This window comes from Chania multitudinisentens RB-25 (assembly GCF_000520015.2).
GTDB lineage: Bacteria > Pseudomonadota > Gammaproteobacteria > Enterobacterales > Enterobacteriaceae > Chania > Chania multitudinisentens.
Genome location: NZ_CP007044.2, coordinates 744,765 through 759,079, shown reverse-complemented (window position 1 = coordinate 759,079; position 14,315 = coordinate 744,765). Strand labels below are relative to the sequence as shown.

Genomic DNA, 14,315 nt, shown 5'->3' with positions numbered 1-14,315 from the left:
TTTAAAGCGTGCCTGCAAAAATGGTTTTTTATTGCGGGTAAGGGACCCAGTCGCCTCCATTGAGGCGGATATAGGGTTTACCCTGATATTGCATCACGATGGCATTGTCGTTCTCAGAGATAACGTCAGTCTGTGGTAGCCCCTGAGTGAGCGCTTGCCAATCAACGCTGGGCGCATTAAAAACTTTGCCATCAACCAGCCTGGAAACCAGCTCGGAAATGGCCAGATAGCTGCTCGGTGTTTTTATCTCAAGCGGGCTGCCCAGATGCGGTGCCTGCATGCCGATCAGTTTGATGCCCACCGGCGTATGAGTAATATTCGGGCTTGGAATATCACGCAGGCCAGACATTTGCATCTTGTCACCCACCAGTGCCGCGCCATGTTCCGGTACGATCACTACCATCACTTTACGCCCAGACTGCTGTAGTTCATCCAGGAAACTGCTTAACTGATCCAACAGCTTTTGCGCACGAGGCTGGTAATCCGCCCCTTTGTTGGCACCCACAAACCGGTTACCGTCGTGCAATGGGATAAGGTTGAAGAAGGTGGCTGTACGGGCATCAGTGCCCTTTTTCTGCTGATCGAGCCAGCGGTTGAGTAACTCCAGATCGTTATAGATCGGTTCACCATCAAATGAGGCTAGTTCATTGCTGATACCCGCTTGTGACATCAGCGGCGCTTGCAGGTCACCCTCCGCGCGCAGGTTTTTCAGGTAATCGCCAAACACGCCTGAATGATCCAGCATCAGTTGCTGTTTAAATCCGAGTTTAGCCAGATTATCAAACAGGTAGCATTGCTGATTGGCGGGTTGATAAAGATCGTGGTGTGAAGGTTGGCCGCAGCTGGCGCGCAGCAGACGGATGGCTGCCGGGCCACTGTAAGCGGTTGCTGAGTTGAAACGGGTGAACATGATATCCATCTTCGCCCACAGCGGATGGTTTTGCAGATTAGTTGCTTCCAGGTCTGCCCAGGAGAGCGAGCAGATGTTGATGATCAACACATCGAACGGCTGTGCGTCGGCTGGTAATGTGGTCGGGAACGTGGTGGCGCGGGCTTTCTCCTGATCGTAAAACTGTTCCAGATAAGCCGTGAGGTTCGCATTGGTCGGCGGGCCATTAGTCACGGGCTGTGATTCATTGCCTGGTGCGGCTTTGTCTGCCTGTGCGGCAACAGGACTTGATGCTGAGGCTGTATTGTTGGTTGGCAACCATGCCATCGCCGGATCTGTCATATTGACCACGTTCAACCATACCAGAGCAGTCACGGTAAACGCAGTGACTCTTATCCATTGCGCCAGGAACTGGTAGGCAATCAGCATCACAAAGGCGACCCCCACCATCTGCCAGTTGATAAAGCGGTTGGTCAGCTCAAGCAGGTACTGGGGGCTGAAACTGGTGAGCTGTGAACCTTGGCTGATGATGCTGTTAATGCCGGGCAGCCAAGTGTCGTGGTAGAACAGGCCGATACCGATAGGAATGGCAATAATATGCCGCCAGCGGTGCAGACGAGGCGAGGGGATCGGCATCAATAAAAATGCCATGAACACCAGGTTTGGCAGTGCATGGAAATTCAGATAACCAAACCACAACAGGGCGAATTTGGTTAAGAAGTAAAAATTCCAACCGCTGAGGCCGCGCCAGTTGCGCCACAGAGTGTGTTCAGGTTGCGTGATTTTATTCATTACGGTTTTTACGCTTAATCTGAGAGGAAGAACCTTCGCGCACCCATAGCCCTGCTGGCTTCAAATAGCGCGGCGATAACAAACGGTTTTGCCAATTTTTAAACCAATTTGGGAAGCTGCGATGCAGAGCATATCCCAGAGGGAGAAAGATTATCGCGCATAGGAGTGCCAATTGCATGATATCGTTGATATTAAGCATACTTACTCCTTCGGCTCACGGCTTAATAAAGTAAAAGGGATTGGTTGGCGGCGTTCTTCTGTCTGCTCTTCTTCGAAAACAACTGCGGTCTTTTTAGCGGCTGTTTTTACATGTTTGATAGCAGACTGTGTCAATTCGATGTTTTGCGCCAATCGTTTTATTTGAATGGTGATATCCACATCCTGATGCCAGACCACCCAATTGCTGAAAGCTTCGGATACAGGGAGCCGGAAGATGAATTTCAGCGCAGTATCCAGATCGTTAATCCGGCAAGTGGAAAGAAACAGGAACAACCGATTCTGGGCCACGGTCATGACGTCGCCGAAGCGGCGCTGATGGCATAGCGTGATGGATTGGCGGGCGCTAAGGCCAGGAACGGGGCGCAGTGCGACCATCACTCCTTTGCCATCTTCCGGCAACAGCGTATTTTCCATCAACGAAATCACTGCCTTGCTGAAATCTTCCAGTGGCAGATAACCTTTCATCTGTAACGGTCGCAATCCAGAGATCAGAGCGTCAATATCGGCGGGAATATGGCGTGATAAGCTATGACCCTGAATCCCTTCCAACATGGTCAAAAAACTTGAAAGCGGTGCGATGTGGGGAACAATCAGGTTGGCTCCGCAGGCCAGCAATAGACGTTCATCACTGTAACGCAGGCTGGCGCTCATTTCGCGCACCACGATTTTCAGGCTGTTCCCGCGGTGGCGGCGCAGATCGTGGATGAGGTGAGCCAGCGTGTCGATTTGCTCACTCTGATACAGAGCAAAAATCAGCGTGGCCGCCATGGCTTTCATACCTTGCTGAGCCAGGAGAGTGCTGTCTTCAAACAGTTGCCAGTTAACCGATAAGGGGGGAGCCCCTTCCAGAATGGATTGCTCCGACAAGTAGCGGTTTTCATCGTTGACGATCTGGTTGGGGAACGATGCGTCGCTTTCCTCGGCGGCCTGCCAGTCCTGCGGGGTTCTATGCAGCGTGATCAATTGGTTGGCATTGATACTGTGCCCGGTGCTCCACCAGTTAACCAAATATTGTGCGCTGTCTTGCTGCCATTGCAGGCTGGCTAATCCGTTGAGAGTGTGATGCTCGATGCTAAGTTGGACTCGGAGCCTATTGACGCCGCTGCCGTGGCTGAGGATAACCAGTGAGCACTGTCGTTGGCGCAACCATTTTGCGGTATTAGATGCCCACACGCTAAGTTGGTTGTCGGTGAAAGCTCGCCATGCATTAGCCGGTGCCAACAGGATTAACAGACGATTTTTGGGATTTAGCGCCCGTACCAAATCATCGCATAAGCACAATAATGCAGCCTTTTTTTCCGGCAAGGTATACAGGGGTAGTTTTGCTACTGCGGGGGAAGAGAGGTCAGCCATCACATTGCTGGGATTATCACCGCAGCAAATCAGCGCTAATAGGCTGTCTGCGGTTTGAGCAGCAATAACTTGCCGGCAAAATAGATTTGCATCGGCTTGTCGATCAATATTAACCCAGTAAAAACCTGGGGACTGTATTACCGACAGTTCTTCCCAAACATGCCGGATACCTAATAAAAAAGTGTGCGCCATGGATTTATTCTACTTTTGTCGAAAATGCCGTGGATCAGACAGATTCAGCCACTGAAAAACCGTAACGTTGATGCCAGAATAACAGGCTTCTCTGACCTGTGTTAATAATACCCGTTAAAATTCATCTTATTGGCTATTTTTCTCTGAATCGTTGCTATAGTCATTTAACATTAGCCTAATTTATTGAGGCGGTAGAATGAATAAGAGCGATTTATCACATTTCCGAACATTGGCGCAGCAGCCAGAGATGCAAGATGATTTAGTGGCCTTAAGCCTCGCGTTCTCTTTACCTGAATTAAATTACGTTGATATTTTGCGCCAGGAACGTTTAACAAAAATGATGGGGCGCTGGCCATTGTTAGCCGAATTAGCGCAAAAAACGGGGAGCCGTTGATTTATGTCGGTGATTGCATTGCAGGGAGTGCGGGGCGGCACAGGGACAACCTCCTTATTGGCCGCGCTTGCTTGGGCATTGCAGGAATTGGGGGAGCCGGTACTGGCGATTGACTTTTCGCCAGATAATTTGCTGTGCTTGCATTTCAATACCCCTTTTGAACAAACACGCGGCTGGGCACGGGCCGAATCGGACGGCGCTCACTGGCAGCAAGGCGCGATGCGTTACTGCAAAAACCTCGATTTCCTGCCATTTGGTCGTTTAAACCTGGCTGAACAATTGAACCTGCAACAGCAGTGCCTTGAAAACCCTGGGCGTTGGCGGGATTTTCTAAAACAAATCAAAGCATCAAAACAGTATCGCTGGATATTGCTGGATATTCCGGCCGGTAATAATCCTCTGCAACAACAACAGTTAGCGTTGGCAGACAGTATCCTTTTAGTGATTAATCCCGATGCCAATTGCCATGCTCGCCTGCATCAGCAGTCTTTGCCCACCCCATGCCACTTCCTGATTAATTATTACTCTGCTGCCAGCCAATTGCAGGAAGATTTGCATCAATGGTGGCTGCAAACGTTGGGTGGGTTGTTGCCCCTGATCGTGCACCGCGATGAAGCATTAGCGGAAGCGCTGGCCGCCAAGCAGCCGTTGGGAGAATACCGGCCAGAGAGCCTGGCTGCTGAAGAGGTTTTGACACTGGCTAACTGGTGCCTGATCCATTTGCAGGAAGAGGCGGTATGAACTGGCTACTGAGCTGGTTGCTGAACCTGCTCGTTTATCAGGCTGTGCAGGCGCGTTATCGGGCTTATTGGATGAAAGGGGCTTCGCCCTTTAGTGCTTTCGTCAATACGTTGGTGATTGTGCTGGCCTGGATTTTTCTACGGTTTGAATCGCCTGCCTGGCAGCGGATCAGGGGCAACCGTGATTATTGGTTTCCTCATATTCCACCAAATCGCCCACGGCCAGCAGACGGATTGCGTTACCTGTTGCAGGCCGCATGGCTGTTGCTGACTTACCGCAGTTCGGCACCGAAAGCGAAGGTACGCCACTATTTTGCTGGCTGGCAACGTCTGCGGCAGCGTTATATCAAAGTGCTGAAAAGTGTTCCACAGCGAATACAAGAAGCTGAATCCGGGCAGCGTTTGCGCCAGCGTTTCAACCGGCTGAGCCGACGCGCTCGGGGGATTTTGTTGATGATCGCTGGCGTGTTTGCCGCCCTGATGGCGTTATTATGTATTTCTCAACCTTTTGAATTATGGGCACAGTTTATCTTTGTGTTGCTCCTGTGGAGCGTGGCCATGATCGTGCGCCGTTTACCGGGGCGCTTACCCAGCATGATGCTGATTGTGTTGTCGTTGACCGTTTCCAGCCGTTATTTATGGTGGCGCTATACCGAAACGCTGAACTGGGGGGATACTTTCAGCCTGGTCTGTGGCCTGTTGCTGCTGGCCGCAGAAACCTATGCCTGGGCGGTGCTGGTATTGTGTTACTTCCAGACCGTATGGCCGCTGAATCGTCAGCCCATGCCAATGCCTGAGGATATCAGCATCTGGCCAGTGGTGGATCTGATGGTGCCGACCTACAACGAAGATTTGGGCGTGGTTAAACCGACCATTTATGCCGCGCTAGGTATCGACTGGCCGAAAGACAAGCTTAATATCTACATTCTTGATGATGGCAATCGGCCAGAGTTCAAAGCATTCGCTGAAGAACTGGGTGTGAATTACATCGCGCGGGCCACGCATGAACACGCGAAAGCGGGCAACATCAATCACGCGTTGAAGCAGGCCACGGGGGAGTTTGTGGCTATCTTCGACTGTGACCATGTCTCTACGCGTTCTTTCCTGCAACTGACTATGGGGTGGTTTTTAAAAGAGAAAAACCTGGCGATGCTGCAAACGCCACACCACTTTTTTTCGCCAGATCCTTTCGAACGTAATCTTGGCCGTTTCCGTCAAACACCTAATGAAGGCACCCTGTTTTACGGGTTGGTGCAAGACGGTAATGATATGTGGGATGCGACCTTCTTCTGCGGTTCTTGTGCGGTATTGCGCCGCAGCGCGCTGGATGAAATTGGCGGTATCGCAGTGGAAACCGTTACCGAGGATGCGCATACCTCATTGCGTTTGCATCGCCTTGGCTACAATTCAGCGTATATCCGCATTCCGCAGGCTGCCGGGTTAGCAACAGAAAGCCTGGCAGCACACGTTGGCCAGCGTATTCGCTGGGCGCGCGGCATGGCGCAGATCTTTCGGTTGGATAATCCCCTGGCGGGCAAGGGGCTCAAAATCGGGCAGCGATTGTGTTATGCCAATGCGATGCTGCACTTTTTTTCCGGTGGCCCGCGTCTGGTTTTCCTGCTGGCGCCTTTGGTATTCCTGCTGCTGCACGCCTATATCATTTATGCCCCTGCACTGGCGATTGCCTTATACGTGCTGCCCCACATGATCCATGCCAGCCTGACCAGTTCACGTATGCAGGGCAAATATCGCTATTCTTTCTGGGGTGAAATCTATGAAACCGTTTTGGCCTGGTATATCGCCAGGCCGACGGCGGCGGCGTTGTTCAACCCCCATCAAGACAAATTTAACGTAACGGCCAAAGGCGGTTTGGCGGTAGAGGACTATTTCGACTGGGTGATTACCCGGCCTTATCTGTGCCTGGTGATCCTGAATCTGGCGGGTATTGGGTTCGGTCTGTGGCGTTTGGTCTTCGGCCCGGCCGATGAAATCATGACGGTAGTACTCAACCTGGTATGGGTTTTTTACAACATGCTCATTCTGGGGGGGGCCATTGCCGTGGCGGTAGAAGTCAAACAGATGCGCCGCTCGCATCGAGTGGAAATTGCCATGCCCGCGGCGTTGGCAAAGGCCGATGGTCATCTGTTCCCAGGCACATTGCGCGATTACTCTGACGGTGGCGTTGGCCTCGAAATGCGTGTGGCTATAGGCTTGCAAGAAGGGCATCGGGTGCTGTTGCTGCTCAAACGGGGCCAGCAGGAGTTCAGCTTTCCCTGTCTGGTGACGCGTGTTAGCGGCTGCCATGTTGGGGTTCGTTTGGACAAGCTTTCGGTCCATCAACAGATTGAATTTATTCAGTGTACCTTTGCGCGCGCTGATACGTGGGCACTGTGGCAGGATGGATTTCCTGAAGATAAACCCGTGGAAAGCCTGCGGGATGTGTTGACGCTGGGTATCCACGGTTACACACGCATGGCGGATTATTCACCGCCCATCGTGCGCAGTATTCTTGCCGGTTTGGCTACTCTAACCGCCTGGGTATTGTCATTTATTCCGCAAAGCGTTGCCGGTAAAGAACCGGACTTTATTCTGGAAGAGGCTACGGCCTAGGCTGTGTATCACAACCGCTCATCCGTGAGCAGGTTCTAACATTGATGATGAGACGATGACGAGAAAAATAATCTGGTTTACAGCATTGGCCTTAGGCATCAGCTTCTTGTCTCAGGCTGAAACACCGACGACGGCGCTTCCGTTAGGGCTGCCACCCGTAGCGGTGGGCAGCGATGCTGCGGTAACGACGCCGATCAGACCGGCGGTGCCCGAAGATCCGAACGCGCCGGTGCGTGACGTGCAATTGCCTTTTGCGCTGATTGCTCCACCGCCAGGCACCTTTGCACTGCGCGGAACACGCCCGGAAGGGCAGATCGAATTTGGTGTCCGCAGCGATGAAGTGGTTTCGCAAGCGACGCTTGATTTGGAGTTTATGCCATCGCCTTCTCTGATCCCGCAGGAATCCCACATCAAGATCTATCTCAACGATGAATTGATGGGGGTGACTGCGCTCACCACAGAGGACCTGGGCAAAACCAACCGCGTGCAAATCCCGATTGACCCGCGTTATATCAGTGACTTCAACCGGTTGCGGCTGGTGTTTGTGGGGCACTACCAGAATATTTGTGAGAACCCGACCAACAGCGCATTGTGGTTGGATATCAGCAAATCCAGTTCGCTGAACCTGCGCTTCCAGGCATTACCGCTGAAAAACGAGCTTTCGCATTTTCCAGAGCCTTTTTTCGATAGCCGCGACAATCGCCCGTTGAATATACCGATGGTGTTCGCCGGGCAACCGGATTTGGCGCAGCAACGGGCGGCCGCCATTTTGGCTTCCTGGTTCGGTAGCAAAGCGCAGTGGCGCGGTCAGTCATTCCCAGCGTTATTTAATCAGTTGCCCAGCCAGCATGCGATTGTGTTTGCCACCAATCAGCACCGCCCTGATTTCCTGAAAGATTACCCACCGGTGAAGGCTCCAACGATAGAAATGATCAGCCACCCGGATAATCCGTATGTGAAATTGCTGCTGATACAAGGGCGTGACGATAATGATCTGCTCACCGCCGTGAATGGGATTGCTCAGGGTAATATCCTGTTCCGGGGCCAGAACCTGACGGTGGATAAGGTCGAACAACTGTTACCACGGCAACCATACGATGCACCAAACTGGGTGCGTACCGATCGGCCGATGACGTTCAGTGAGTTGCAGCAATATGCCGGGCAACTGCAAACCGTTGGTATTGAGCCTGGCCCGATTTCACTGGGTATGAATTTGCCACCCGATTTATTCCTGATCCGCAGTACGGGTATCGATATGTACCTCAAATATCGTTATACCACGCCGCGTATTCAGGATGGTTCGCATCTGAATATCAGTTTGAATAATCAGTTTGTGCAGGCTTATTCGCTGATACCAGAGAAAGAGCAAGACGGAAAACTGTTGGGGATCCCGCTGCGGCAGGGGCTGATTGCCTCTGAGAAAACGGTCAACATTCCGGCACTGAAGCTGGAGGCCATCAACCAGATACGTTTCGACTTTGATTACACCACATTGGTGGCCAGTGGAACGGAAGGACGTTGCGAAACCTATTCGGTAGCGTTAAACCATGCGGTGATCGACGGCAGTTCCACGATTGATTTCTCCGGTTACCTGCACTTCATTGCGATGCCTGATTTACGTGCTTTTGCCAATGCCAGCTTCCCGTTCAGCCGCTTGGCCGATCTGTCGCAGACCATGGTGCTGGTGAACAAACAGCCGCAGCCTGCTCAGATCAGTGCTTTGCTCAACGCATTGGGGAATGTGGGGGCGCAAACCGGTTATCCGGCATTAGCCATGACATTGATTGATGATTGGTCGCAGGCGAAGGGCATTGATGCCGATATTCTGATGATCGGTACTATTCCGCCTGAACTGCGCGATGAAAAGAAAATCAGCCTGCTGGTGGAGGCAACGCAAAGCTGGGTGAAACAGCCAATGCGGCAGTTGCCATTGCCGGGTATGGAAGTGCAACAGGATGATGCAACCCCAGACAGTAAAACCACTATCAGTTCTGAAGGTGCCATGGCCGCGATTATCGGCGTGCAGTCTCCGTTCAACGATCAACGCAGTATTGTGGCGTTGCTGGCAGACAGCCCGCGCGGTTTTGAACTGATGAATAATGCACTGCTGGATAGCAGTAAACGTGCCGCCGTGTTTGGTTCGGTTGCGGTTATCCGTGAGTCGGGCGTCAACAGTTTGAGCGTGGGTGATATTTATTATGTTGGTCACCTGCCGTGGTGGGAGCGCATCTGGCACCTGCTGGCTACGCACCCTGTCTGGCTGGCCGTTGTCGCAACCTCGGTGGTTGTGATTCTGGCGCTGCTGCTGTGGCGGGGGCTGAGAGCTTATAGCCGTAGCCGCCTGTCACCGGAAGAACGGGATTAAATGCCATGCGGGCGACGTTGAAACACTTGCTGTCCAGTTTGTTGTTATGTGCTGTGGGTACTGCGCAGGCTTGCCCGTGGCCTGCCTGGCAGCAATATAAACAGTTTTATATCAGTGATGAGGGGCGGGTGATCGATCCGAGCAGCCCGAACGCCATCACCACCTCCGAAGGGCAGAGCTATGGTCTGTTCTTCGCGCTGGTGGCCAACGATCGGCCGGCATTCGACAAACTGCTGACCTGGACAGAAAACAACCTGGCTGCTGGCGGTTTGAGTGCGCGTTTGCCAGCCTGGCTGTGGGGGAAGAATGAAAAGCAACAGTGGGAAGTCCTAGACAAAAACTCGGCGTCTGACGCCGATTTATGGATAGCTTATGACCTGCTAGAGGCGGGGCGGCTGTGGCAAAGCCGCCGTTACCAAACGTTGGGAACCCTGTTGCTGCAACGGATTGGCCGTGAAGAAGTGGCGGATATTCCTGGCCTGGGGGTGATGTTGTTGCCGGGCAAGGTGGGTTTTGTCGCTGGCGATCGCTGGCGCTTCAACCCGAGCTATCTGCCCCCGCAGTTGCTGGCGCGTTTCGCGGCATTAAGCGAGCCATGGAAAACCATGCAAAGCACCCGCCAGCGCCTGTGGCTGGAAACGGCACCGCGCGGTTTTTCCCCGGATTGGGTGGTGTGGCAGGCCGAGCAAGGCTGGCAACCAGACAGTGTGAAACCCAATGTTGGCAGCTATGACGCTATTCGTGTTTACCTGTGGGCGGGGATGCTGGCGGATGATGATCCGCATAAAGCGGCATTGGTTCAGCAGTTCCTGCCGATGGCTCAACTCACTGCTCAGCAAGCGTTGCCACCAGAGATCGTTGCTACCAACACGGGCAAAACCACGGGTAATGGCCCGGTGGGTTTCTCGGCGGCGTTGTTGCCGCTGTTGGCCGATCAGCCCGGTGCGTTGGCGGTACAGCGCCAGCGCATCAAAGATAACCCGCCGGGGAAAAATGCCTACTTCGATGCTTCTCTGACGCTGTTTGGGCAGGGATGGGATCAACAACGCTATCGTTTCAATCGCCAAGGTGAACTTCAACCTTCCTGGAGTGGCCAATGCGCAAGTTTAGAATAAACTGGCTGAGTCTGTTCTCGTTGAGCCTGGCGATGTTGCCACAGGCACAAAGTGCAGAAACCGTTGCCCCTGAGCAATGGTTACTGGAACAGGTGCGCGTTGGTGAAGCCAGCAATAAAGATGAATTGGTTCGCCAGTCGCTTTATCGTCTTGAATTGATTGAACCGAATAATCCTGATGTGATTGCGGCACGTTTGCGTTTGGCGCTGCGCCAGGGCGATCAGGCTTTGGCACAGCAGCAGTTGGGTAAGCTGAAAAGTATCGCCCCGCAGTCTGATGTTTACCGTCAGGCGGAGATGAATCTATTACTGACCCAGCCGGAAATGCGCCAGAAGCTGCAACAGGCGCGTTTGCTGGCGGTTGCCGGCCGCCTGCCTGAGGCAAAGGCGCAGTACGATGAACTGTTCCATGGCGATTTACCAACGCTTGAGGTGGCCGTGGAGTATTGGCAGTTGGTGGCGCGGCTGCCAGGGCAGGAACCAACAGCACTGCAAAAATTGCAGGCGCTGGATCAGCAGTATCCCGGCAATATCGCGTTGCGTATGTCATTAGTGCAAATGTTGTTCAGCCAGAACCGCGATGCACAGGCTTATGGTCTGTTACAGAAAGTTGCTGCCGATCCCGCTGGGCGCGACCAGGCGGCTGATGTGTGGTTGGCAAGAGTCAAAACGATGGCGGTCAGCCCGCAGAGCGTGGCCGCACTCAAACAATTTCTCACGGTATTTGAAAGCAGCGATCGGATAGCCAGCGGCCAGCAAGAATTGACAAGGCAGCAGGCGTTGTTGGCCGATCCCATTTATCAGGCGCGGGTTGCTGGTTTAGCCCAGGTGGATCGCGGTGGTAGCCAAGCCGCGATCCCGGAGCTGACTAAAGCGTTGGTAAGATCGCCGGATGATGCGCAGGTGTTAGGGGCGCTTGGCTTGGCCTATTCACGTGCCGGTAATCGTCAAAAAGCGTTGAGCCTGTTCCTGCAAGCGCAGGAAGCGGATAAGAATGGTTACGACAGCAGTAAGTGGCAAAGTCTGATCAAGAGTAGCCGTTATTGGCTGGCGATTGATGGTGGTGATAAAGCGCTGAAAGCCAATGATTTGCCATTAGCACAGCAGAAATATCAGCAGGCACGGCAGATCGATAGCAGCGACAACAGCGCATTGATTGGCCTTGGCGATGTTGCGGTGGCGAAGAAAGATGATGTTGCCGCAGAACGCTATTATCAGCAGGCTTTGCGCCTTGATCCGAGCAGTGGCAGCGCAGTACGCGGTTTGGTGAATATCTATCAGCGTCAGTCCCCGCAAAAGGCGTTGGCCTACATGAACAGCCTGTCACGCAGGCAACAGGACAATCTGCGTAGCACCCTTGACAGCCTGCAACTGGATATGTTGAAGCAGGAGGCCGAAATGTTGGCAGAGCATCAACAGTGGCCCCAGGCGGCAGAAAAATACCAGCAGGCACATCAACGAGACCCGAACGATGCCTGGCTAACCTACCACTATGCGCAAGTGCTGCGCCAGATTGGGCAGCAGCAGCAGGCTGATACGCTATTCCGCCAGTTGGCGCAGAATAACCCGAGTGATCCGCAGCAGACTTACGCCTATGCGTTGTACCTTTCAGCCAGCGATCGCGATGAGCAGGCGCTGGCACGCCTGAATACGTTGCCGAAAGCCCAGTGGGACGATGAGATGCGTGAGATGGCCAAACGGCTGGAGATACAGGCAACGCTGGCTCAGGCGGAGAAACTGCGGGCCGCCGGTGACGAACCCGGCGCGATTGCCTATCTGCGCCAGCAACCGCCGGATGTGCGTATCGATCTACAGCTTGCCGATTGGGCGCTGGAACGGGAGGAATACGGGGAAGCGCTGACAGATTATCAGCGGGTATGCCTGCGTGAGCCCAATAACCCGGATGCCCGTTTGGGGATCATTGAAGCTTACATCGCCGAAGGCAAGTTGATTGAGGCGCACCAACGGTTGCAAACGGCAGCGCCACAAGGGGATGAGTCGCTCAATGGTCAACGCCGGTTAGCCAATGCCTGGTACGCGGTGGGCGAACCGCAGAATGCAATGGCTATCTTCACACAATTAAAAACGGCTGCCCAACAAGAGCCTGTAGGCCAGGCGAAAGCGCTGGTGTATCGCGATGCCGCACGGTTGGAGCAGGCGCAACAGCAACCGGCTGCGGCCCAGCAGGATTATCGTCAGGCTATGGTAGCCAGCGGGATTACCCCGGCCATCCCGAAGGATAACGACAGCTATACCCGCGCGACGCGCAATAATCCAACCGACGATTGGCTTAAGCGCGGTATCCGCTCTGATGCCGCCGATCTTTACCGCCAGCAGGATATTAATGTGACGCTTGATCATGACTACTGGCGTTCGAGTGGCACCGGAGGGATCTCTGATTACAAAGCACATGACACCATGCTACAGGTGGGTATGCCGCTGTATGATGGCCGCGCCTTCTTCCGTACTGATACCGTTCAACTGAACGCGGGTACCTTTTCTACCGTGGGAGGGAAATACTTCGAAACGTTCGGTACCTGCCGGGTGGTTGGGTGCAGCGGTGACGAACAGCAGAAAACGACCGGCACCAGCGTGGCAATAGGGTGGAAAAACGATCGCTGGGAAACCGATCTGGGAACCACGCCGTTAGGTTTTGAAGTGGAGGATTGGGTTGGTGGGGTGGCTTACAATGGGGACTGGAACCACATCGGCTGGACTCTGGGTGTTTCACGGCGGCCGCTTTCCAGCTCGTTGCTGGCGTTTGGCGGCACACGCGATCCCAATACCGGGATCGTCTGGGGCGGCGTGCGGGCCACCGGTATCAGCCTCAGCGGCAGTTACGATCGCGGTGAGGCCAACGGTGTCTGGGCCGATCTCAGCGCCCATCAACTTACGGGGCAAAACGTTGAGGATAATCAGCGCCAGCGGCTGATGGCGGGTTATTACTATAAACTGATCAATGAGGATAATCGCCGAGTCACCATTGGGTTGAGCAGCATGTTGTGGCATTACCAGAAGGATTTAAGCGGCTACTCTCTGGGGCAGGGTGGCTATTACAGCCCGCAGGAATATGTATCGCTGACCATCCCGCTGAATTACCGCCAGCGGACTGAAAACTGGTCGTGGGAGGTCGGGGGTTCGGTGTCGGTTTCACACTCGAAAACCCATGATGAAAAACGTTATCCGCTGCAAGGGTTGATCCCCGATTCTCTGCCAGACAAGTTTGCTGTAGAAAATGGCAGTTCCTCCTCCGGTGTCGGGTATACCCTGCGGGCGATTATCGAACGCCGTCTAAGTTCTCACTGGACTTTGGGAGCCGGGGTCGATATCCAGCAAGCAAAAGACTATACACCCAGCCACGCGTTGATTTATCTGCGTTATTCGTTTGCTGGCTGGCAGGGCGATCTCGATTTACCTCCGCAACCTCTAACGCCTTATGCCGATTTCAAGTAACGAGAAATCGACGGATTCAGAGTGTCTCCACAGGGGAGTTTTGCTACCCTGTGGTGATCCCGGCTAAGAGAGAATACTGAAACCCGCGCTTTTCTGCTCTCAGCCAAAGGTAAGCATGCGAAACAATCAAGTATACTCAGGCCAGGTTGAGGAGGCAGACAATATGGCATCTGCTCCTTTTTATCGCAGCCCGA

General features: G+C 53.5%; 9 protein-coding genes. 6 read left to right on the top strand and 3 right to left on the bottom strand.

Features of this window, described 5'->3' with window-relative positions:
• Positions 1-28: 28 nt before the first annotated feature.
• From bcsG to bcsE, 3 genes are read right to left on the bottom strand one after another with little or no spacing between them, the layout of a single operon-like run.
• Positions 29-1,681, bottom strand: coding sequence for a cellulose biosynthesis protein BcsG (gene bcsG, locus Z042_RS03300; protein WP_024912772.1), 1,653 nt, complete (start codon positions 1,679-1,681; stop codon positions 29-31).
• Positions 1,674-1,880: a cellulose biosynthesis protein BcsF gene (bcsF, locus tag Z042_RS03295; RefSeq protein WP_024912771.1), complete on the bottom strand. Its 207-nt coding sequence runs from the start codon at positions 1,878-1,880 to the stop codon at positions 1,674-1,676. The genes bcsG and bcsF overlap by 8 nt, the downstream gene beginning before the upstream one ends.
• Before the next feature lie 2 nt (positions 1,881-1,882).
• Positions 1,883-3,445, bottom strand: coding sequence for a cellulose biosynthesis protein BcsE (gene bcsE / locus Z042_RS03290; protein ID WP_024912770.1), 1,563 nt, complete (start codon positions 3,443-3,445; stop codon positions 1,883-1,885).
• 196 nt (positions 3,446-3,641) lie between these two features.
• Here bcsE and bcsR point away from each other — a divergent pair, with 196 nt between their 5' ends.
• Genes bcsR through bcsC form a run of 6 tightly spaced genes read left to right on the top strand, consistent with a single transcriptional unit; the run spans position 3,642 to position 14,121 of the window.
• A complete protein-coding gene (gene bcsR / locus Z042_RS03285; protein ID WP_024912769.1) occupies positions 3,642-3,839 on the top strand; it encodes a cellulose biosynthesis protein BcsR in 198 nt (65 codons plus the stop codon).
• Between the two features lie 3 nt (positions 3,840-3,842).
• Entirely contained in the window at positions 3,843-4,580 is a 738-nt protein-coding gene (gene bcsQ / locus Z042_RS03280; protein ID WP_024912768.1) for a cellulose biosynthesis protein BcsQ, read from the top strand.
• On the top strand, positions 4,577-7,189 hold the full coding sequence (gene bcsA, locus Z042_RS03275; RefSeq protein ID WP_024912767.1) for a UDP-forming cellulose synthase catalytic subunit: 2,613 nt from the start codon (positions 4,577-4,579) through the stop codon (positions 7,187-7,189). Before bcsQ ends, bcsA begins: the two co-directional genes overlap by 4 nt.
• A gap of 55 nt (positions 7,190-7,244) precedes the next feature.
• On the top strand, positions 7,245-9,554 hold the full coding sequence (gene bcsB / locus Z042_RS03270; protein WP_024912766.1) for a cellulose biosynthesis cyclic di-GMP-binding regulatory protein BcsB: 2,310 nt from the start codon (positions 7,245-7,247) through the stop codon (positions 9,552-9,554).
• A gap of 5 nt (positions 9,555-9,559) precedes the next feature.
• On the top strand, positions 9,560-10,669 hold the full coding sequence (gene bcsZ / locus Z042_RS03265) for a cellulose synthase complex periplasmic endoglucanase BcsZ (RefSeq protein ID WP_025297209.1): 1,110 nt from the start codon (positions 9,560-9,562) through the stop codon (positions 10,667-10,669).
• On the top strand, positions 10,651-14,121 hold the full coding sequence (bcsC, locus tag Z042_RS03260; protein WP_024912385.1) for a cellulose synthase complex outer membrane protein BcsC: 3,471 nt from the start codon (positions 10,651-10,653) through the stop codon (positions 14,119-14,121). The genes bcsZ and bcsC overlap by 19 nt, the downstream gene beginning before the upstream one ends.
• Positions 14,122-14,315 lie beyond the last annotated feature (194 nt).